This window comes from Pseudomonas allii (genome assembly GCF_055380095.1).
The window spans coordinates 2,510,080-2,531,856 of the sequence record NZ_AP039450.1 but is presented as its reverse complement, the minus strand read 5'-3'; the positions used below and the strand labels follow the sequence as shown (position 1 = coordinate 2,531,856).

Genomic DNA, 21,777 nt, shown 5'->3' with positions numbered 1-21,777 from the left:
GTCATCACACATTTGTCTGCGCACAGGCAGCAAGACAGGCTCACGTATGAGGAGTAGGCGGTTGTCGAGGCAGGGGACTGAACTTCTGTCATGGAAAGTTCACATGGGGCTGTTAACGCAAAAAAATCAGCAACGGCACAGGCCGTTGCTGATCGGTGTCGCGGGTCGTTGAAACGTGGGTTACAGCGGACGACCGATTTGGTTGCAAACAGAGGTGTTGCCGATGCTCAAACCGTTGGATGCGGTGACGAAGGTGTCACGCACAGCGGTTTTCCAGCTGGCTGGCAGCGGTACGAAGCGGTTGTTGGTGATCGCCGTGTCGTTGTTGGACAAAGCGCCGTAGTGCTTGGAGAAGAACGCACGCACTTGGGTGGTTTGATCAGCGTTGGCATAGCACTGGCTGAAGATCAGGTTAGTGAAGCCCAGGATTGGGTAGCCGGTGCTTGGGTATTGCACGACGCTGGCGTCGTTGGGGTTGGTAGTCGCGGCGAACACAGGCACCCAGACGTTCTGGTCGCCACGGCTGGCGACGGCTGGCGGCTGGATCGCGTTGATCGCGGCCGAAACGTTGGCAGGCGCAGGCGAAACACCACCGATCGTGGCGACTTTGGTTGCGTCACCCAGGCCGGCGACGCTGGTTGCCGCCCAGTCCGGGCTCATGTAGGTAATGCGGTTCTGAGCGTTGTTCAGCAAGCCCATCACACCTTCACTGGTGTCCTTGAAGGTTTCTTTAGGCGTGGTAGTGCTGGCTGGGTTGACTTCTTGCAGAGGGTTGATTGCACCCGCTGGCAGGCCACGGGAGAAGCTGCTTTCGAACGTCTGGGTCACGGCGAAAGTACCGTTTTCCAATGTCGGGTTGCACTTGGCATTGAGGAAACGGGTGAACAGCTCGGTCGTGCCGCTGGCGCCTTTACGGTAAGCCACTTGGATGGTACCGGTAAGGCCTGGGGTGATCTGGTCCCAGGTAGTCAGACGACCCGAGTAGACGCCGCAGAGCTGGTCAACGGTCAGGTTGACGTTACCGGCACCGGTTTTGTTGAAAGGAATGGCAACCGAAGTGGCCACCGAAGGGACCTGGATCAGCTTGCCCCAACCGGCTTGCTTGGTGTTTTGATAAGCGAGCAGTTCAGCGGCGGTCAGCTTGGAATCGCTGCCGGCCCAGTGCACGTTCTTGTTGGTCACACCGGCGACGAACTTGGTGTAGTCGTTATTCAGGAAAGCTGACTTGCCGTTGCCGCTGCCGACACCGATGTACTGGGCAAAACCGGCAGTCAGTACGCCAGCAGTCTTGTACAGCGGTTCTGGCAGAGTGGCGCCGCCGCCGTTGATGTCAGCCATTGCAGCCTGGGCCGAGCACAGTGCAGCGAGGGTCATGGATACCGCGAGAACGTTGCGCTTAAACATGAAGAATCTCCTTTCGTCGTGTTTGTACGTTTGGGGTAGATGGCTCTTGCATGACGCCATGGCTTCGGTCCCGAGCCGTGTTCAGGGGGTGGCCAGGGGTTAAAACCATGGGAGAGAAATTCGCAGTTTCCGATGACGTTTGTAGGAAAAAACCTCGGGAGGAACACCTTGATTTTTAAAAAGATTCTCGGGTGTTTTGGTCATGATTCCGAGCGTTTTGGGCGCAGGTGACAGCGAGGTTTCAGCGCGTTTGGCTGGAGGCGGCATGGGCTGTCGGGATGTGACGGAATGAGGAACCCGAGGTTGAACGGGGCAGCATCAGGTGCGCACAAAAACCCACTGAATAAACACAGTTCAAATGTGGGAGGGGGCTTGCCCCCGATTGCAGTGGGTCAGCCAAAGATGTTTTGACTGACTCTGCGCAATCGGGGGCAAGCCCCCTCCCACCGTCAGGTGACGAGTTGGTTGATCTCGATGATCGGCAACAGCACCGCCATGACGATCACCAGCACCACGGCCCCCATCACCACGATCATCAGCGGCTCCAGCAACGCGGTCATGCCCATGGCCCGCCGTTCGATATCCCGCGACAGCGTCTGCGCCGCACGCTCCAGCATCGGCGGCAGTGAGCCGGTTTTTTCACCGCTGGCGATCAGGTGGATCAGCACCGGCGGGAAGACCTTTTCCACCGCCAGCGCCGGGGCCAGGTTGACGCCTTCGCGCACCTTGGCGGTGGCGTCGCTGACGCACTGGTCGAGCCGGTCGTTGGACAAGGTTTGCCGCGCGGCCTCCAGGGCCCGCAGCAACGGCACGCCGGCACCGCCGAGGATCGCCAGGGTCGAGGCGAATCGTGCCGTGTTCAACCCCAGTACAAAACGCCCGATCAATGGCAGGCGCAGCACGCGACTGTGCCAATTCAGCCGCGCCACGGGGTTGCGCAGGTACAGGCGCCAGCTCCAGAAACCGCCGACGATCCCGGCCAGACACAACCAGCCCCAGGCGCGGATGAAGTCACTCGCGTTGAGCATCGCCAGGGTCAGCCCCGGCAGATCCTGACGGGCCTGGGAGAACGCGCTGACCACCTGGGGCACCACGTAGCTCAGCAAGAAAATCACAATGCCGATGGACACCAGCCCCACCACACCGGGGTAGATAAACGCGGTGAGGATCTTGCCACGCAGGTTGTTGCGCTCCTCGATGTAGTCGGCCAAACGCTCCATCACCTGGGCCAGGTCACCGGACTCCTCCCCCGCCGCAATCAACGCGCGGTAGATCGACGGAAAGTCCCGCGGTCGCGCCGCCAACGCATCCGCCAGGCGCATGCCGCCCCGCACATCGGCGCGCACGGCGGCCAGGGTCTGGGCGATATGCTTTTTCTCGGCCTGCTCCACCGTGGCACTCAGCGCGGCTTCCAACGGCAGGCTCGCACCCAGCAGGCTCGCCAGTTGCCGCGTGGCCCAGGCCAGGTCGTTGTCCGACAGTTTGGCGCTGAACAGGCTGCTGCCCGTCGCGGCCTGCTGATTGCCTTCGATCTGCACCAGCAACGCGGTCAAACCGCGACTGCGCAGGTTGGCAAAGGCTGCGCTCTGGCTGTCGGCCTCCACATGCCCGGCCTCGACTTTGCCGCTGCTATCGGCGGCTTCATAGCGATAGCGATTCATCAGGCGTCCCGTGTCACACGCAGGATTTCTTCGGGGGCGGTGGCACCGCTGCGCACCCAGCGTTCACCGTCTTCACGCATGCTCAACATCCCGGCGCGGCGGGCCGCCTGGCGCAGGTCCTGCTCGTTGGCGCCCTCATGAATCAGGCTGCGCACCGCGTCGTCGACGCAAAACAACTCATGGATCCCGGTACGCCCGCTGTAGCCGACCTGATTGCACTGCGGACAGCCCACCGGGCGCCAGGTGCCGGGCGCGGCCGGGTCTTCCTGCTTGCAGTGCGGGCACAGGCGGCGCACCAGGCGCTGGGCCAACACGCCGAGCAACGACGACGCCAACAGGAACGGCTCCACGCCCATATCGATAAGCCGGTTGACCGCCGACACCGCATCGTTGGTGTGCAGGGTCGCCAGCACCAGGTGACCGGTGAGCGAAGCCTGCACGGCGATTTGTGCGGTCTCCAGGTCACGGATTTCGCCGATCATGATGATGTCCGGGTCCTGGCGCAGGATCGCACGCAGGGCCAGGCCGAAGGTCATGTCGATCTTGGCGTTGACCTGGATCTGGCTGATACCCGGCAGGTCGTATTCCACCGGGTCTTCCACGGTGAGGATATTGCTGGTGCTCGCATCCAGCCGCGCCAGGGCGGCGTACAGGCTGGTGGTCTTGCCACTGCCGGTGGGCCCGGTGACCAGCACGATGCCGTGGGGCTGGCGGATCAGCGTATCCAGGCGTGCCAGCAGTTGCGGCTCCATGCCCAGGGTTTCCAACTGCAGGCGCCCGGCCTGTTTGTCCAGCAGGCGCATGACCACCCTTTCGCCATGGCCGGTGGGCACCGTGGACACGCGAATATCGATGGGCCGCCCGGCCACGCGCAGGGCGATACGGCCGTCCTGGGGCAGGCGTTTTTCGGCGATATCGAGCTGGGCCATGATCTTGATCCGCGACACCAGCGCGCCATGCAATGCCTTGCGTGGCGAGACCACGTCACGCAGGGTGCCGTCGACACGGTAGCGCACCACGGAATGGGTTTCGTAGGGTTCGATGTGGATGTCGCTGGCTTCGTCGCGGGCGGCCTGGGTGAGCAAGGCGTTGATCATGCGGATCACCGGGGCGCCGTCCTGGGTGTCCAGCAGGTCGGTGATTTCGGGCATGTCTTGCATCAGGCGGTCGAGGTCGACCTCGTTTTCGGCGGCGCCCACCACGGCGGCGGCGCTACCGGTGTCGGCGTAGGCGGCGGTGAGCAGGCCGTCGAGTTCGTCGTCGCGGACCTGTTCGAGGTGGGCCGGGCCGAATTGGCGGTGGACTTCGCTGATGGACCAGCCGGGGGTTGAGGGGCAGACCGTCAGCAGGTGGCCTGCTTCGGTGGGGCGCAGGAGGATGCGTTGGGATTTGGCCCAGGCGTACGGGAGCAGGCTCATGGTTTTGGCCCTGTTTGTAGGTGTACATATCCGTTGCTGCGGTAACGGCTACTTATGGTTCCGCCCTTACGGCGGCTCACTTTGGAAAAGCCCCAAAGTAAGCAAAGGGCTCTTGCCCCAACACTCGGCACCTCGCCCAGGCTCGGTGTGCCCGTAATTCGACAGTGATTTGGGGGGCCGCCGCCACGCGCCATCCATGGCGCGGGGCGGCTAAACCGGCATCCCTGCCGGTTTACCCCCCAAATCCCTGCCGAATTCCGGCCAGCGTGTTTGACGGGGCGCCTAAGATCAAAATCAAAAGCAAAGCGCGGCGGCCTGGTAGCCGACCGGATCGTTGAAGCGAACGTGTTCCCCCTGTAGGAGCCGGGCTTGCCCGCGAAGGTCGTCAACGATGACGCGGGAAACCAGGATAAACGCGGCGTTCTCGAGGTCTTCGCGAGCAAGCTCGCTCCTACAGAGAGCAAAAAGCGTAACAACGATGCGCAGCGAGTCGCTCTTGCTCTTGATCTTCGGCGCCCCGTAAAACCACGCTGGCCGAACGCAGGCTTGAATCCGTGGGTAACCCGGCAGGACGCCGGGTTAGCCGCCCCGCGCCATGGATGGCGCGTGGCGGCGGCCCACGGATTCAAGCCGGAGTGAGGGCACACCGAGCCTAGGCGAGGTGCCGAGTGGTGGGGCGAAGGCCTTTTGCTTACTTTTGGGCCTTTCCAAAAGTGAGCCGCTGTAAGAGCGGAACCATAAGTAGCCGTTACCGCAGCAACGGATATGTACTCAATCACCGTCTCCCCCCAGAACCAGGAATCGCCTTCTCCACCGCAGGCAACTGCGGCGCCTGCACATCCGGCATCGCCCAACTATGCTCCGGCTGCAACCCCCCTTGCGCCCTGCGCATAAACTCATACCGATTCAACGTAATACTGCGCCCCGCCCCACTGTCCCGAATAATGTAGGGCCGCAAAAACACCATCAGGTTGGTCTTGTTCACACTGCGCTTCTCATTGCGAAACAACGCCCCCAACCCCGGAATATCCGACAACCACGGCACCGCGTCATTGCTCTGGCTATACCCATCCTGCAGCAACCCGCCGAGCACCATGATCTGCCCGTCATCCAGCAAAATACTGGTATCGATCGCCCGCTTGTTGGTCACCGTGCCCGCCTCCACCGACGCCCGCGCATCCACCGTGCTGACCTCCTGGTAGATATCCAGCTTCACCGTGCCGCCCTCGGAAATCTGCGGCCGCACGTTCAACTTGAGCCCCACCTCTTCACGCTGCACGGTCTGGAACGGGTTGTTGCTGGTGCCCCCGCCGCCGGTCACATAACTGCCGGTGACAAACGGAATGGTCTGCCCCACAAAAATACTCGCCGCTTCGTTGTCCAGGGTCAGCAGGTTAGGCGTGGACAATATGTTGGTGCCGCCCTTGCTCTTCAACGCACGGGCCAACACCTTGAGGTCGAGCACCTTGCCGATGCCGGGAATATCCACGGTGCCGTTGACCAGGCCCACGTTCAGGCCCTTGGGCAACACATCGATGCTGGTCTTGCTGGTGGGTGCGCTGTTCACACCGCTACCGCCCAGATTCACGCCGCCAAACCCACCCTTGCCTCCCAGGTTGCCGGCCTGCCACTGCACGCCGAATTCGGTGGCGTCGTCTTCGCCGACTTCCACGATCAGGCTTTCGATCACCACCTGGGCGCGGCGCTGGTCGAGCATGTCGATGACTTCGCGCAGGTTGCGGTACAACGGATCCGGCGCGGAAATCAGCAGCGTGTTGGTGGTGGCGTCGGCCTGGATCGTCACGCCGCCGGCGCTGAACGCGGTGTCCTGATCCTTGGCGGTGCCGTTTGCGCCGGTGGTCGAGCCGGTGGCCTGGCCATAACCCGGCTGCACACCGCTGCCGGTGGGGGTGCCGCTGCTGTTTTGCGCGTTGCTCGCGCCTTGGGCGGGGTTCTTGCCATTGCCGCCCATGGCGCTGAGCTTGCCACGGGCATCGTCGCTCACGCCGGAATCGCTCTCGCCGGTGAGCAAGCCGCGCAGCGATTGGGCCAACTTGCCCGCCTGGGCGTTGCGCAGGTACACCACGTGCATGTTGCTGGGGTTGCTCTGGGCGTTGTCGAGTTTGTAGATCAGGTTGCGCGCCAGTTCCGTCCGCTCCGGGCTGCCGGAGCGGATGATGATCGAGTTGGAGCGCGGGTCGCCGATCACGTTGATCTTCTGGGTCTGGTCCGCACCCTGGGTTTCCAGCAGCTCGGAAACCATGGCGGCGATGTCCACGGCGATGCCGTTTTGCACCATCACCACGTCGGTGTCGATGGCGCTCGGGGTGTCGATACCGTTGATGATCTGCGCCACCCGCGCCAGGTTTTCCGAGTAGTCGGTGATCACGATGCTGTTGTTGCCGGGGTAGGCGTTGATCGGGTTGTTCGGCGACACGATGGGGCGCAGCACCGGGATCAGGTTGACTGCGTTTTCATATTGCAGGCGGAAGGTGCGGGTCTGCATGCCGCTGCTGCCGGCGCTGTAGATCGGCCCACCGAGCAGCTTGGCATCGGCCTCGGGCACCACCTGGGCGACGCCGCCCACATCGACCACGCTGAAGCCCTGCATGCGCAACGCCGCCAGCAGCATGTCGTAGGCCTGATGCGCCGGTACCTGGCCTTCGCTGACCAGGGTGAGGTTACCCTTTACCCGTGGGTCCACCAGGAACTGCTGGCCGGTGGCACGGGACAGTGCACGTACCACCGCCTGGATATCCGCGTCGACAAAGTTGAGCTGCACCGGTTGGTCACCCAGCGGGTTGCGGGCCTTGACAGCTGCCGGGGCATGGCCGCGAGCACTGTTGGTGACGCGGTGCTGCACCGGTGGTTTGGGCGCGGGTTGGCTCTGCCGGTCGAGGACGGTCTCGCCACTGCGACGGGTGTCCGCCAGGGGTTGGCCGAGCTCGCTGTCCACCAGCAACGGCTTGGACGCGTCCTGGCTGCTGCACGCACTCAGGGCCAGCACCAGCAGCGGCGCGACCATACGGAAAGGGGGGACTGACCACTTCATGAAGCTTCCTTAGCGCCAAGCGCCTGATCCATGCGAACGGTCCCGGACACAGTGCCGGCCGAGTTGTCGACGGTATCGAGTCCGCGCTGTAAACGCGCCTCGGACACCTCCAGGGAAAACGAACGGGCATTGCCCAGCAGCCAGCCCACCACCGCATCGGCCGGGGCGTTGTCGAAGGTCAGGCGCCACCCGCTGGGTTCGAGCGCCTGCAACTGGTAATGCCCTTGCAACCCGGCGCTGTCCAGCGCCTGGCGCAACGCGGCTTCGTCGCCCGGCCTGGGCGCGGCGACGTCCTGCAACAACACCTGCAAGGCCTCGGCCTGGGCGCGCAGCTTGGGGGTTTCGGCCTGCCAGTAATCGATCTTCTTCAACGCGGGCTGCACCAGCACCAGCCAGGTCAACAGGCTGGCCAGAACCAGCCCGGCGCCGCCGAGCATGCGTTTTTCGCGCAGGGCCAGGCCGCTCCAGAACACCCGGGCCTGGCTGCGCAGTCGCTGGACTTTATTCATCGCCGGCTCCGGTTTTTTCTGCGGCTTGCGCGGGAGCAATGGTCCAGGCATGGCCATCGCGGCTGGCGCTGAAACCGGCCTGGGCCAACGCCGCCTGCCATTCGCCTTCGGCGGTCGGGTTACGGCTGTCGGCGAGCAGCTCGACACGCAAGCGCCCCTGTTCAAACGTCAGGCTGTCGACACTGCCGACCATGAACGGCAGGTTGCTGCCCGCCAGTTGCAGCAGGCCCGGGAAGCGTTGGCCCGGGTCGGCGGCCGCGCCGGTCTGGCGTGCGGCCAATTGCTGGCGGGCCTGTTGCAAGGGGTTGAGCACCACCGGCAACGCCGGAAACGCCTGGCGCACCTGCTGGCTCATCAGCGCCTTGAGTCGCTGGCCTTGCTCCACCTGGCGGGCGGCGTACAGGTTGAGGCCCAGGGTCCAGATGGCCATGGCCAGCGCCACGCAGGCCAGTGCCCTGCCCCATCCGCCGGTCGAGGGCTGTGTGAGGCGACCATGCAAGCCCCATGTGGGCACCGGCCCGCTCCAACGCTGCGCCGCATCCACCAATGGCAGGTCCAGCGCCTGCAACCCCAGCGGGTGCACCGTGCCTTGTTGCAGGCTGTCACGGGTCAGCAGGTAGCCGTTATCCAACACTGCCGCGCCCACCGGTAGCGCATAGGGCGCCGGGTACAGGCCGCGCAGCTTGAGTGGCAACTGCGCCAACCGCTCCAGCCCGGCTTTGGGTACCCAGGCCACCTGCACGCGGCCATCGCTTTCACGAGGGCCGTGGGCGACCTGCATCTGCTCAACCGCGCCGAGGATCAACGCCTGGGCGGCACAAGCCACGGCGGCAGCGGTCTTCGCCGCGGGTAATGGCGGCAGCTCCAGGCTGGTCAGCAGGCTGTCCCGTGGATGCAGGAAACAGTCCGCCGCCTGACGCGCCTGGCCCAACTGCGCCAGGCTGGCGTCGCCCTCTTCAATGACCACGCCACGCTCCACCCAGGCAAACCGGACCTGGCTCTGCGCGCTCAATTGATCCAGCGGCGGCAAGCCAATGCGCAAGCGTTTCATACGCCCACCCGCGACCAGATCACCCGGGGCAGCCGGTCTTCGGGGCGGTGCAACAAGGCGTCGAGGCTGACCCGCCGCTGCTCGCGCCGCGCCTGGCCCTGCACGCGGAACCACTCGCTGGTGATGCCCACCTGCACCGAATCCACCGCCACCTGGGGCAGGTGCAGGCGGTTGACGAAATCCCCCCGGTTGATAAACCACTGCCCGCTGTCACGCTCGGCCACCAATCCATGGGCCTGGGCCAGGCTGAGCTGGGGCACCACTGCACTGAGCACTTCGGCGCTGGCGGTGTTGCCGTTGACCCAGGTTGGGCCGGGCAACACGCTGATATAGGCCTGCATGCGCTGCAACACCAAGGGGTCGAGGCCTTCGATCCCGCTCAGCTCATCCAGGCTGCGCAGCATCGGGTATTTGGCGGGTGGTTCATAAGATGCAATCACCCGCTGACTGATGCGCCGACTCACCGCCGGGTCGACACCGATCAGGCGGCACAGCCGTTCGAAACTCTGCAGTTGCTCGGTGTCCACCTGCTCGCGGTTGACCAGATTGCGCAGGTTGAACTTGCCTTGCTCGTCCTCGATACGCCCCTCGAAGGCACCACCCTGGGCCCGCGCCCAGGGTTGGTCGAGACGGGTCAGCACGTCTTTCTGACGGGCGTCCCAGAGCAGCTGCCGGCTGCGCTCCAGGCCGCCCTGCAACAACCATTGGCCCTGGATGCGCAGCTGCTCGGCTTCGAGGCTGCGGGTAAATACGGTCTGGCGCGTGAGCATGGCGCCGGCCAGTACCGCCACCACCGCCGCGATCAGCAAGGCGCTGATAATCGCCATGCCGCGCTGCTTCGCCACTGGGGGCGAATACCGTTTCATGGCGGGCCTTAGAGCTGCCAGGAGCCGATATCGGCATTCACGCCATCGCCATCCGGTTGGCCGTCGGCGCCGAGGGAGAACACGTCCACCTCACCATTGGCGCCCGGGTTGAGGTAGTGATAAGGGTGGCCCCATGGGTCGTTGGGCAGGCGGTCCAGGTAGGCGCGCCAGTTGCTGTTCTTGGCGTCCGCCGGGCGCTCCACCAACACCTTGAGGCCCTGGTTCATGCTCGGGTAAGTGCCGTGGTCGAGGCGATAGAGCTTCAGCGCCTGCATCAACCCGCCGATGTCCTGTTTGGCCGCCGTGGCCCGCGCCTGGTCCGGGCGATCGAGAACCTTGGGCACCACCATCGCGGCGAGGATCCCGAGGATGACCACCACCACCATGATCTCGATCAAGGTGAAGCCACGTTGCCCGCGAGGGCCTGGCAATGGGGACGTTAGGCGCGCGATATCCATCTCGACATTCCTTGGCTTGAGTGCAATTCGTGGCGCAGTGTTGCAAGAACACATGTCAGTCGTATTGAAAATCCTCGGGAGTTTCAGTCGCCAATCGGTCAACTGCCGGCGCTAGTCTGCGGGCCTGTTTCCCGGCTTTGAGAGCGCCATGTACGGCCGTCGCAAGGAGCAAGGTTTTACCCTGATCGAAGTGCTGGTGGCGCTGGCGATCATCGCCGTGGCCATGGCCGCCGCTGTGCGCGTGGCCGGGTTGATGACCCAGAGCAACGGCCTGCTGCGGGACAAATCCATCGCGTTGCTGGCGGCGCAGAGTCGCCTCGCCGAACTGCGCCTGGAAGGCCACCTGCGTAGCGGCAAGAAGACTTTCACCTGCGATCAAGGCCGCCTGAAACTGCGCTGCGAGCAGACCATCAACGCCGACGGCCGCCTGTTCCAGGTCAACCTGCAAGTACTCGACGCCAGCCGCGAAGCACCGCCCCTGGCGCGGCTGGACACCCAGGTCATGGCCGAGTGAGCAGCGGCAGCGCAGGCCCCGGCGGCAACTTGTCGAGGTTGACGCGCAGCTTCTCGCCGCCGCGCTCGATCTCCACCCCATCGCCCTCAATGGCCGTCAGCCGCACACCGGGGCTGAGCCGTTCACCCAGCAGAAAGCTGCGCGGCGGGCCGTCATTCAGACTGAGGATCGCCACCGCGCCCCGCGCTCCCGCCAGTACGCCGGTGACCTTGACCTGCAACGCCGTCGGCGCATTGGAAAACCATTGCAGCGCCGGGTTATCACTGCGCGCCGCCAGTGCCTGGGGCGTGGCTTGCGGCGTGTGGGATTCGGCGCTGGTGAGCAGCAGCGGCGTCCATACCGCCACACCCGCCAGCGCGGCCAGCACACCCACAGCCTGCACACCGTGGGCCAGGGTGAAACGAGGGGCAAATGTCATGGGGAGGACCTCCTGTTTGTCCGTCGCACCAGCCTACAGGTCAATTCGCACGCTTTTATTTCACACACTCCCCAGTTCTCCAGGTGGCCCGCGATGAAACAGCAAGGCTTCACCCTGATCGAGCTGATGGTGGTGCTGGTGATCATCGGCATCGCCAGCGCCGCCATCAGCCTCACCATCAAGCCCGACCCGCTGCACCTGCTGCGCAAAGACGCCGAGCGCCTGAGCCAACTGCTGCAAGTCGCCCAGGCCGAAGCCCACGCCGACGGCCGCCCCATCACCTGGCGCGCGGATGCCAAGGGCTTTCGCTTCAACCGCCAGCGGGACGACGGCCAGGGCCTCGACACCTTTAAACACGACGACCAACTGCGCCCACGCCTGTGGGAAAGCACGCCGATGCAGATCAGTCTCGAACCCCGGCAAACCCTGGTGCTCAACGCTGAATGGATCAACCCACCGCTGCGCGTGGTGCTGTCCGACGGCCAACACAGCCTCAGCCTGCAACGCGACGCCGCCGGTTTGATGCGCGTGGTCAGCCAACCATGAAGCCGGCACAGCAAGGCTTCACCCTGATCGAAGTGATGGTGGCGATCATGCTCATGGCGGTGGTCAGCCTGATCGCCTGGCGCGGGCTGGACAGCGTCACCCGCGCCGATCAGCATTTGCAGGCAAGCACCGAACAAACCGAAGTGCTGCTGCGCGCACTGAACCAGATGCAACGGGATATCAGCCTGCGTGCCAGTGTCGAACTGACGCCCCCGGAAACCACCCAAACAGAGGGACTGGCCGCCGTGACCGTGCGCAGCTCCGACAGCAAGGGCTTTCGCCTCGACGTGATCCGCAGCGCCCCAATGGCAGGCGACGGCCTGCAACGGGTACGTTGGTGGCTCAAGGGCGACGCACTCTACCGCGCTGCCGCCCCCGCGCGGGACCGCTACCCGCTGCCGGCGGCAAAGGACGGCGTGGTGGTGCTGACCGGTGTCAGTGACCTGCAGGTACGCGTATGGGAAGCGGACAAAGGTTGGCGGCAACTGAGCGGCAATCGCCGCGAAGACCCGCTGGGACTGGAGATAAGCTTGGTGCGGCAGACGCCGCAGGGGGTGGAGAAGTATCGGCAGGTGGTGGGACCGTTGAAGTAGGGGCGGCGAATTGGCCGCCCCGCCACTGTCATCGTCCGCGCTCGCCGGTCTCAAGCCACACTTTGCTGACGCTCAAGGTTGTCGCCAGTTTCTCCACGCGATCCACCGGCAGCCCGCGTGAAAACCAATTGTTGAGGCACTGCGGGCTGACGCGCATCCATTCGGCAAAGGCCGTGGGCGGAATGCCGTAGGTGTTGAGCACCAGACGCAGGCGATGGCCGGAATGAAGGGTCGGGGGTTGTGGTGGGGTGTGGCGCCGGGGGGATTTTTTCCGGGTATGCATGAGGGGGCGGCTCCCTGCCGTGGTGGATTGCTCCGTGAACTATAAAACAGTGCAGGGATGAAACAGCAGGTGTCTGGAAGGACTGGAAAAGCATAAAACGAAATGACCTACATATTGCCGGGAACAATTCTTACGACTTGATAGGAAGCTGAACGCCGGTCACGGCTGATCGACGTTCGGGTTGAACTGACTTGACCACGTATTACAACAATCGGCGTTGCACAGCTTCTTCCAGCGTACTGCGGGTCAAGGCATGCACCACGTCCTGCGTGTTCTTCTGGAAAGGAATGGCGACGATCGATCGCGGGTAACACACCTTGCTTAGGTTTTTGCTGTCATTGCCTCAAGGCTGAGTATGACTAGCGTTATGCTTGTCGAGATCAAATCTTTTCTGCATAAAAAATCGGTTATATCCAGCGACCGGGTAATCTTTGAGTTCTCCAAATATGCTGAAGCCGAGCCGGCGGTAAAAGTCCGGAGCCTGAAAAGAGAATGTGTCCAGCCAGATACCTTGGCAGCCTTTCTCACGCGCCAGCGCTTCCACCTTGTTCATCAACTTTGCGCCCAACCCTTGCCCTCGGGCTACTTCAGGGACTACCAGCAACTCAACAAATAACCACTGCCCAGAAATTTTTGCGTATAGCCCACCTTGCGTCGCCCCCGCGTCATCCTTGATCAAGAACGCAAATTTTTCAGTTCCGATGAGCCCCGTTTGTGCTTGGTTGAATTCGCGCAGCGGTGCCAAAATCGCTTGGTAATCGACCTCTTGAGGCGTCTCATTTATCTCAATCCGTAAGTCCACAGCTTTCTCCTTGAGTGGTTTTTGATTAAACAGGCGCCCAACGATGTGGTAACAAGTTGGTGGCGTCCCCTGTCCGCTGCGTGGGCAGACGAGTCAAAACGTCCTTCATTTAAGCATACGTCTCATGTCCGTTCATGCGCGCAGACTGGATCAAAGTCATAATCGCTGCCGCCCGCTTTCCGCTGCGTAGCGATCCGGAGATCCCTCAGGGTCTGACCTCGTTTACCTACCCCTTTTCTCGCCCTAGACGATAGATTGATAAAAAGTAACAGTAGGCCCGTAATCCTGATCTGAATTCGAAACCTCTACAGAAAAATTACATCCTGGAAATTTTGCTTTTAAAACTAGCCGCCATGAAAAAGCAATAGTGTCAGCTAGCTGCTCAAAAACGACATCATCAACTTCATCCGTACAGCCTGAAAAAACATCGTACATGTGAGTGTGGTTCATTATTTTTTCAACTGCAGAAATATCCCCATCAAGTTTCTTTAACCATACCAAAAAAACCTCATGATCATATTTAGCATTTAAAAAAATCGCACCTTGACTGATAAAAAAATCAGGAAACAACAGCCTGCAAAATAGCAGACAGTCTTCAGGCTTACAAATAGCACTCATATAGGAAAATATATCTATATTATCTCTCTCAGCCCAGCTTGACGCCCACAACTCGTATCGACTCAAACTGCCAAATTGCCCAAGCGTATTTACTTTCATTATGGAATCTCATCCGGATTGTTAGGCCGGGGAGCCAGTTTAGTAGAAGGTGACCGAACGCTTACTGTTTCGTCCGGCAGCGTATTTCTACCATATTCAATTAATTGGATTCCGCCCCCTTACATTTTTTCTTATTCGACAAAGTAAACATCAAAAGAAACTTCCAAATCCAAGTCTGCTAAAGCTTTCATCTGCTCAGGCCAAAGTACTGGACCGCTGTGCCCCAGCAGAGAAAACCACACACACTTCAGGGTGATTTTCACCCCATCAATCTGCTGCACCAAACCCAAAGACTCACGATGCGGTTGGATCTCACGGACTAACCAATCAATGTGATCGCGAAGATCTTTAGACTGCACATTTCCCTCGCTAGATAAAAACCAGCTAGAGCTCTTCACCTCGCGCGTGACTCCACGACTATTTTTTACTTTTTCGCCTATAACAGTAATTTGTGTTGGTTGAACATGCATGATATTGGAAATTTCGCTTGGATGAATATCGCCAGGATAAATCATTAGCCTAACGAAGCACTCGGCGCATGTTTCATAGTCCGTGGATACCGGCGTAATTCTAGATTTTCTACTCACGACAAATAACCTCTAATATCTTTAACATAGTTTTGCCGGACAAGCGGGAGATACCCGAAGTCTCCGTCAGCTTTATATATAGCGCTACCCCAGACAGGCGTTCCTTTTGCACTAACTTAACTTACAATAAATGACTATTCCGGCATATATGAGATTGGAGGAACATCAAAGCCGTTCCAAAACACTAATAATCGCCCACAACAAGAACACTTAAGTGCACTATTCATTTCTCGATAAATAGACTCCGCATCAACGGAGCCTTGGAATTTTTCAAATCCATCATCTGAAATCATCAACCATTCAATTGAATTAGGTATCTCACCAAAATTTAACTTGCTACCACACCTGCAGAGAACTGATGGCATTTTATTTTCCTATAATAACGACATCATTAATATTTTTTGCACCTGAGCCGTTAACGCTACGCAGTACATCTCCTAATTGCTCTCTGGTAACGGAACTTTTCGATAAATCTAGCAGCCCCTCAGGGTCTGACCCCGTTTACCTTGCGTTCGATAAATAGGACTAATTACGTCAGGTAAAACGTGGCCTGTTGCTTTTGCACCAAGTCAAAAATCACTCTTTTCGACGATAAACGACCCTCTCAGCCTCCGACAAACTAGGTAGATCTTCGTTGCCTACAAAAATTTCCGACCTGCATTTTAAATCCGATCCCTGGTAAGCAGTATATTGACATATGATATCTTCTACCTCACCAATATCATCCTCTATATTTTCTTCAAGATAAAATCTTATTACCCAAACATCATCTTCACAATACAAAACTACCATCCTGAAGTTTGGAGTAACTGCCCCCAGCATCGCTTGAACAAGCATTAAGACTTGGAAATTCCAAGCTTTCAATTCGACTTCTGCATTCATTTTTGAGTCCAGTTAGGGTTAGCAGGGACAATACTTGGGCTTTTTGTACCTTTGATGATAAAGACATTAGTAGGCTGACCGGTTATACCAACGCCAGCGTTAACGTTGGTCCCGGTTACGCCTTCGAACTTAACCACCGGGAACCCTTGAGCATTCTTACCTAAAATCTTAACCTGCCCTATGCGGTAAGCATCTAGTACTTTTTGAGCATCATCAACGCTGTTCAAGAACCCACCGCTTCCTCGAGCTTCAAGCTCAGGCCTTCCAGCGATATGCCGAAGCTGTTTCTGGCTGACTTTGCCAGCCACCTCTGGAAAGTCTTTAGGTGTAAGAATGCCTTTTGCACCCCCCGCCACAGCCCGCCTATAAGCCACCACCCCCGCCGCAGTCCCCACCCCAACCGCCAGCGCGATCTTCAGGTTGTGCGCAATGTCCTGCGCCTGAGCATCGCTCAGTGCCCACTTCGACTTGAGCGACTCGACCATCGCGCCCACCGAGTGCTCGGTCGTGGCGGTCGCCAGCATTTCCTGAAATTCGTGATTGCCGTTGATCAGGCTCTGTACCGCCTCCCGGGCGTCGGGCGAGGCGTAGTCGGCGATGTCGCGGATGGCGTTGAGGTTCGCCAGGGTGCTGGCGACTTCTTTGGAGCTTGCCGCGCAGGAGCTGGGGTCGGCCTGGCAGCTGACGATGGCGTCAATGTCCTGCTGAAGGCTCAGTTCCTGGAATTTGCGCGTGGCGTCCTGGATACAGGAGGCGTCGGTGCATCGGGCTATCTGTTTGGCGGCCCGTTCCAGTTGGTTGTGTGACAGGTAGTTGTACTGTGTGGCGTTCTTCGCCACCCAGCTGCCGGTCTCCAGCTTGGCGGCGTCGGTGTCGCTTTGTGCCGCAGCCGCCAGTACGCCGACGATCTGCGAACTCATGGTGAGCAGGGTGTCGTTGCCTTTGACCAACGTATCCAGGTGGCCAACCAGTGCTTCGCTTGCCGCCGCCGCCAATGCGCCGGTCTTGAAGTCGCCGCCGGTGGCTTCTGCCAGCAAGCCACCGACCATGGCGTGGATCGCCACCTTGGGTAACGAGCCGTCCGCCAGGACGTTTTTCGTGTAGTCCCCTACCAGGTTGAAACTGGCCGCCGCCAAGGTGTTGAACAAGGCATTTTTCAGCGCGTCACTGACACTGCCGCCCTGCCCCAGGGCTTTGTTCAGCAACACAGAGGTGCCGTTCTGCAGCGCCTGGTTGGCCGCGAATTGGCCGACGCCGCTCCAGGTGCCCAGCGAGCCGGAGGTGGCCACTTTGCTGATGGTGGTATTGGTCTGCGCTCCGGTCCATGGGTCGAAGTAACCCACCGTCAGGCCGGCAGTGATCGCCGAAACCCCGTAGCCCTTCAGGGCATCGGACGACGTCACGTCCTTGAACACGGCACCGAGATTGCCCCGGTTGTTGACCACGCTGACACTGGCATTGGTCGAGGCGCCGGTCGCAATCGCACCCACCATGGCGCCGCCGACACCGCCGCCTGCTGCGGCCGTCGCCATGGGCCCGATGACCGCCGACATCACAATGGCAATGATCAGTTGCGAGGCCGGCCCCAGCCCGGAGTGGCTGTACTTGAAGCTGTCGTGGACCTCCCTGACCTGACGCCAGTCCACATCCCCGCGCTGTTCTGCATCCTTGAGCCAAGCCAATTGCGGGTCGGCCTTGACCATCGCATCAATGGACTGGCTGACGCTCTGCTGATTGACCTGCTTGATGTCGATCTGCAAACCGTCGACGGCCTGGATCGCGATGGTGCCCCCGGCAACCAACTGGCTCTGGCGTAGTGTTTCGTCAGTGCTGCCCTTGCCCTTGGATGCCACCCAGAATGCGTTGTTATTGGTCTTCTCGTGGCTCTCCTGATGCAGGTCCTTGACCGCTTCGAAGGTCACCGCCCCACCACTGGTGATGGCGATATCCGCCGCGCTTTCCAGCCTTGCCCCTTGATACAGCTGATCGCCGCCGCTGATCAGGTCGAGGTTGCCGCCTGTGGTGATCTGGCTGCCCACCGCACGCACGTCGGTGACTTCGTCGCGTTGGGTCTTGAGGGCGCCGAAGCTGCCTTTTTTCTTGTAGTCATACAGGCTGTAGTCGCTGTCATTGGCACTCAGCAGTTGCAACTGCCCACCCGCCACCAGATACGCATCCTTGGCGCTGCTGACCTGGCTGGCGTGCAGCACGATGTCTTGCCCCGCGCTGGCGCTCAGTTGGCCGCCGGCGTTGAGCTGGCTGCCCACGTGACGCACCTGGGTGGTTTGCTCATGCTCCTTGGCGCCGCCGCGTTTGCTGTTGACCGCGTGATCGGTTTCGTTGGCAGCGGCCAACAGGTGGAGGTTGCCACCGGCGGCGACGGTCAGGTCTTTGCCGGCGTTGGCGTGGCTGGCCAATAGGGTGATGTCGCGCCCGGCATGCAGGCTCAGGCTGCCGGCGGCGTTGAGGTTGGCGCCAAGCTGTTCGGTGCGGCTGTGTTGGGTGACCCGGTGGCCGCCGTTTTCCGTGGTGCGTACCTGTTGGGTGTCGGTGACGGCGATGAGGTTGATGTCGCGCCCGGCGCTCAGGCTGGCATCGCCAGCGCTGTTGATGTCGCCTCGGTTGGTGATGTCGCGCCCGGCGTTGAGCGTGAGGCGCTGTGCGGCGCTGATCTGGCCCGCCTGGTCGAGATGGGTGACAAGGGTGCCGTCGCCCTGATGCTTGGCATGGGCGGTGCGGTCGTTGACGATGTCGCCGGTGACGCTGGTAAGTTCGATATGGCTGCCACGGATCTCGCCGGCCATCGCGTTGCGGATACTGTCGGTGGCCAGCAGGCTGATGCGTTCACCGGCGCTGAGCGTACCGCCATTGAGCAGGCGGCCGTCGGCGATGGCGGTCAGCTCCTGTGCCGCTTTCAAGGTGCCGACACTGACGATGTCGCCACCGCTGACCAGGTTGATGTCCCGGCCTTGCACCAAGCTGCCACCGCGCAGGTTATTGGCATCGACCGTCGCCAGGTACAGCACCGGCACCAGCACGTCTTCACCCTGCACCTGGCGTTTTTCCATCCATACGATGTCGTGGGTCAGGGCCGCCACCTGCTGCGCGGTGAGGCCGACGCCGACGCTCAATTGCAGGCTGTCGCGGGCACTGAGGCCGTTGTCCATCAGGTAGCGGAACTGTTCCTCGTCGCTCTCCAGCCCGGCGAGGAAGCGTTGCCCGGTCTTCGCCAGCACGGCGTCACGGATAAGGCGGCTTTCGTAGTAGCCGTCGCCCAGGCGTCGCCAGGCCTCGTCGGTGTTGTAGCCGATCTTGTCGAGCAAGTACTGGGAACTGAGGAAGTTGGCCAGGTGGGTGAACAGGGGATTGGTTTCAATCAGGTAGGGGCTGCCTGGATTCTTGCTGGGGATAAACAGCCCGTATTTACCGCTGGGGAGTTGGAATTCCGGCGGTTGGGTCAGGTCATCGCTGAGGCGATCCGGGCTCAGTTCGAGGTCGTTGGGGTTGTGGCCAATGTCGCCGGTCAGTTGCGCCAGGGTGTTTTCCCGCAGGGTGCCGTTTTGCAGGTACTCGGTGGCCTGCAGGTTGAGGCGGCCGCCGGCTTGCAGCGTGGCGGCATAGACTTCGCGGCCATCCTCGCGCCAGGTGGTGAGGGTGCCGGGGTTGCTGAACCCCTCTCCGGTCGAGCGGGCCTTGAGTTCGGCAAAACGCACGGGGTCGAAGGGTGCGTTATTGAAGGCCGGCAGGTCGTGGAATTCCATCTGGTCCCACAGGGCTTTGTCGATGCGACCGGGGGTGCCGATGATGGTGCTGGAGATGCCGGTCTGGGAGGCCGCGCCCTGGTTGATAAGGCGGTTGGCGGAAAGGTGCACGTCGCCATTGGCGGCGAGCAGGCTGTAGCGGTTCTCCAGGGTCTGCGCGTCGATGCGCAGGTCTTTGCCGGCCACCAGTCGCGCCGCCCTGGTGGAGTTGGGCGCGGCGGTTTCGCGCCAGATTTCGCTGATGTAGATAGTGCCGCGCTTGAAGCTGTCGTTGCCGTGGCAGTGCTGGCCGCAGACCCATTGGATACTACCGCCGACCAGCTCGCGTTCGAGGACAAGGTGGGTGCGGGCGTTTTCAAACTCGCGGGCGTTGATGTGCAGGTTGCCTTCGGTTTCCACGCTGCCGGAGAGGTTGCTGAAGCGCGTGCCGGCGAAACTGAAATCACCGACGCTGTAGAGGTCACCTTCAAGATTGCTGAAATGCTCGCCACGCACATGCAGGTCGCCGCCGCTGAACAGCAGGCCGCTGTTGGTGACGTTGGCAGTGAGCAGGAGGTTGCCTTGGCTGCCGAGCGTGCCGGGGTTATTCAGTTGAGCCGCATTAATCTGCATATGCCGCGCTGCGCTGAGCACGCCGAGGTTATGCAGTACATCGCGCACGCGCAGTTGGATGTCTTGGCCGCTGAGAATCTGGCCGTGGTCTTGGGTAAGGTTTGATGCGCTGATATAGGCATCGCCTTTGGCGGCGATCAGGCCGCTGTTGTTCAGGTCGCCATCGACCTGCAGGTGCAGGTGGTTGTCGCCGAGCAGTTCGCCCGCGTTGGTGAACGTGCCGGCCGCAATACTCAGCGCAGTGCCTGCCCCCACGATCTTGCCACGGTTGTCGACGCTGTCGGCGACCAGGCTCAAATCGCCTTCGGCATGCAGCGTCCCGGCATGGTTGATGGCCTGTCCGGCGGCAATTTCAAGTTGGCCGGCGGTGACCACCTGGCCAGTGTTTCTCAGGTCCTGGCGGGCTTCGATCCTGGCGCTGTCGGCGGCGATCTGGCCGCTGTTATCGAGGCTGCCGCTGGTGATTTCCAGGTGGCCACTGGCATTGAGTTCACCCGGGTTATCCAGGCGCTGGGCTTTGATGCTCAGCTGTTTGCCCGCGATACGCCGCTCTTCCAGGATGCCGCTGACGACCTTGCCCTGGTTGCTCACCGTGCGGCCTTCGAGGCTGACATTCCCGGCGCTGGCCAGGCTCTGCCGCACCACCAGATCGCCCTGGGCCTGCAGGTCGATATCAGCCATCGCAAAGGTCGGGCCCTGTAAGTCGATCGACTCGGCCTTGGCCGTGAGGGCGCCGACGCTGGTGGTGTGGGATAGGCTCAGGCCGCCATTGGCATTGATCACGATGTCGCCGGCGGTGCTGGCCATATCGCCCGCCAGCCTTACGCCAACACCCTGCTCAGTGCCCACCAGGCGAATCGTCCCGGCGTACATGCCGCCGAGGGCGCTGGCATCGATGGCCAGTTGCGGCTTGTCGCGGCCATCCTCGGCATGGGCACGGGCCTGCAAAGTGTCAGCGCTGACATCGTTACGGCCGGTGATAATGTTGAGCTGGTCGGCATGCAATTGCGCGTTGAGCTTGGCCGTGCGGGTGATCAGATCGAACTGGCTGACATTGCGGGCATTGAGCCCGGCGCCCTCCAGCGCAATATCGCCGCCGTCTACGCGAAAGTGATCCAGCCGCCCACCTTCGATCACGGGCTTGCCGGTGGTCAGCGTCGCGCGCGGCGTATTGATAAACCCGCAGCCATTGCAGGTGATGCCGTGAGGATTGGCGACGATCACCCGCGCGGCATGCCCGGCCACTTCGGTGTAGCCCCCCAAGTGGCTGCGGTTGCCACCGGTGACTTCGTTGAGGATCACGCTGGCAGGCCGCCCTTGCAGGCCTGGGTTGCCGAGGATCACACCGCCGAGCTCGGTGTTTTGCGTGGCCTGGGTGGCGTTATTGAGGATCAGCCCGTTGCTGCCGACGTTGTAGTCGGTGAACAGGTTATGGGACAGCCCGCTGCCATTGGGCCCGGCGATATTCACTACCGGCACGCCGTTGGGCGCATGGCCGAGGCTGGTGCCGGGGCTGGCCGGGTCCACGCTCAGCTCGGCGGCGGCCGCGACAATCGGGTTGAGGAAGATGATGCCTGCGAGGCTCAGGGCCAGGCACTGGTAAAACGGGCGGCGCACGTCCATAGGCTAGGTTCCTTGTTGTT

18 protein-coding genes and 1 pseudogene are annotated in these 21,777 nt (G+C 61.2%); 3 read left to right on the top strand and 16 right to left on the bottom strand.

What is annotated here, in order from left to right:
- Positions 1–180: 180 nt before the first annotated feature.
- The 8 genes from ACZ445_RS11645 to gspG form a co-directional block, all read right to left on the bottom strand.
- Positions 181–1,404 (bottom strand): substrate-binding domain-containing protein, encoded by a 1,224-nt coding sequence (locus ACZ445_RS11645; protein ID WP_058427212.1) that lies wholly within the window; start codon positions 1,402–1,404, stop codon positions 181–183.
- Between the two features lie 449 nt (positions 1,405–1,853).
- Positions 1,854–3,065 carry a type II secretion system inner membrane protein GspF gene (gene gspF / locus ACZ445_RS11640; protein WP_058427213.1) on the bottom strand — a complete coding sequence of 404 codons (1,212 nt, stop codon included), beginning with the start codon at positions 3,063–3,065 and terminating at the stop codon, positions 1,854–1,856.
- Positions 3,065–4,483 (bottom strand): type II secretion system ATPase GspE, encoded by a 1,419-nt coding sequence (gspE, locus tag ACZ445_RS11635; protein WP_464708337.1) that lies wholly within the window; start codon positions 4,481–4,483, stop codon positions 3,065–3,067. Before gspE ends, gspF begins: the two co-directional genes overlap by 1 nt.
- Before the next feature lie 775 nt (positions 4,484–5,258).
- Entirely contained in the window at positions 5,259–7,535 is a 2,277-nt protein-coding gene (gspD, locus tag ACZ445_RS11630) for a type II secretion system secretin GspD (protein ID WP_310863509.1), read from the bottom strand.
- The gene (gene gspM, locus ACZ445_RS11625; protein WP_058427236.1) at positions 7,532–8,044 is read right to left on the bottom strand and encodes a type II secretion system protein GspM; all 513 of its coding nucleotides are present in this window, start codon (positions 8,042–8,044) and stop codon (positions 7,532–7,534) included. The genes gspD and gspM overlap by 4 nt, the downstream gene beginning before the upstream one ends.
- The gene (gene gspL, locus ACZ445_RS11620) at positions 8,037–9,095 is read right to left on the bottom strand and encodes a type II secretion system protein GspL (protein WP_464708336.1); all 1,059 of its coding nucleotides are present in this window, start codon (positions 9,093–9,095) and stop codon (positions 8,037–8,039) included. Before gspL ends, gspM begins: the two co-directional genes overlap by 8 nt.
- Positions 9,092–9,961 carry a type II secretion system minor pseudopilin GspK gene (gspK, locus tag ACZ445_RS11615; protein ID WP_160329179.1) on the bottom strand — a complete coding sequence of 290 codons (870 nt, stop codon included), beginning with the start codon at positions 9,959–9,961 and terminating at the stop codon, positions 9,092–9,094. The genes gspL and gspK overlap by 4 nt, the downstream gene beginning before the upstream one ends.
- 8 nt (positions 9,962–9,969) lie before the next feature.
- Entirely contained in the window at positions 9,970–10,419 is a 450-nt protein-coding gene (gspG, locus tag ACZ445_RS11610; protein WP_058427239.1) for a type II secretion system major pseudopilin GspG, read from the bottom strand.
- A gap of 148 nt (positions 10,420–10,567) precedes the next feature.
- Here gspG and gspI point away from each other — a divergent pair, with 148 nt between their 5' ends.
- Positions 10,568–10,933, top strand: a complete 366-nt coding sequence (gene gspI / locus ACZ445_RS11605; protein ID WP_058427240.1) for a type II secretion system minor pseudopilin GspI — start codon at positions 10,568–10,570, stop codon at positions 10,931–10,933.
- On the opposite strand, the gene ACZ445_RS11600 is transcribed toward gspI, so the two are convergent.
- Positions 10,920–11,351, bottom strand: coding sequence for a type II secretion system protein N (locus ACZ445_RS11600; protein WP_179029607.1), 432 nt, complete (start codon positions 11,349–11,351; stop codon positions 10,920–10,922). The two genes, gspI and ACZ445_RS11600, sit on opposite strands and share 14 nt — an antisense overlap.
- Before the next feature lie 93 nt (positions 11,352–11,444).
- Between ACZ445_RS11600 and gspH the strand changes: the two genes are divergently transcribed.
- Positions 11,445–11,897 carry a type II secretion system minor pseudopilin GspH gene (gene gspH / locus ACZ445_RS11595; protein WP_310863510.1) on the top strand — a complete coding sequence of 151 codons (453 nt, stop codon included), beginning with the start codon at positions 11,445–11,447 and terminating at the stop codon, positions 11,895–11,897.
- Positions 11,894–12,490: a type II secretion system protein GspJ gene (locus ACZ445_RS11590; protein ID WP_058427243.1), complete on the top strand. Its 597-nt coding sequence runs from the start codon at positions 11,894–11,896 to the stop codon at positions 12,488–12,490. The genes gspH and ACZ445_RS11590 overlap by 4 nt, the downstream gene beginning before the upstream one ends.
- Before the next feature lie 28 nt (positions 12,491–12,518).
- Here the strand turns inward: ACZ445_RS11590 and ACZ445_RS11585 are convergent, their stop codons facing one another.
- From ACZ445_RS11585 to ACZ445_RS11555, 7 genes and pseudogenes are all read right to left on the bottom strand, one after another.
- Entirely contained in the window at positions 12,519–12,773 is a 255-nt protein-coding gene (locus ACZ445_RS11585; RefSeq protein WP_179029407.1) for a helix-turn-helix domain-containing protein, read from the bottom strand.
- A 343-nt stretch (positions 12,774–13,116) separates the two neighbouring features.
- Positions 13,117–13,575: a GNAT family N-acetyltransferase gene (locus tag ACZ445_RS11580; protein ID WP_179029406.1), complete on the bottom strand. Its 459-nt coding sequence runs from the start codon at positions 13,573–13,575 to the stop codon at positions 13,117–13,119.
- A gap of 25 nt (positions 13,576–13,600) precedes the next feature.
- Positions 13,601–13,774, bottom strand: a pseudogene (locus tag ACZ445_RS11575) (transposase domain-containing protein); the annotation flags it as partial.
- Positions 13,775–13,818: 44 nt separating this feature from the next.
- Positions 13,819–14,292 (bottom strand): hypothetical protein, encoded by a 474-nt coding sequence (locus ACZ445_RS11570; RefSeq protein ID WP_240164141.1) that lies wholly within the window; start codon positions 14,290–14,292, stop codon positions 13,819–13,821.
- 131 nt (positions 14,293–14,423) lie between these two features.
- Positions 14,424–14,879: a DUF4279 domain-containing protein gene (locus ACZ445_RS11565; RefSeq protein WP_235595023.1), complete on the bottom strand. Its 456-nt coding sequence runs from the start codon at positions 14,877–14,879 to the stop codon at positions 14,424–14,426.
- A gap of 576 nt (positions 14,880–15,455) precedes the next feature.
- Positions 15,456–15,761: a MafI2 family immunity protein gene (locus tag ACZ445_RS11560; RefSeq protein WP_102592644.1), complete on the bottom strand. Its 306-nt coding sequence runs from the start codon at positions 15,759–15,761 to the stop codon at positions 15,456–15,458.
- Positions 15,758–21,757 carry a two-partner secretion domain-containing protein gene (locus ACZ445_RS11555; RefSeq protein ID WP_058427247.1) on the bottom strand — a complete coding sequence of 2,000 codons (6,000 nt, stop codon included), beginning with the start codon at positions 21,755–21,757 and terminating at the stop codon, positions 15,758–15,760. The genes ACZ445_RS11560 and ACZ445_RS11555 overlap by 4 nt, the downstream gene beginning before the upstream one ends.
- Positions 21,758–21,777: the final 20 nt, after the last annotated feature.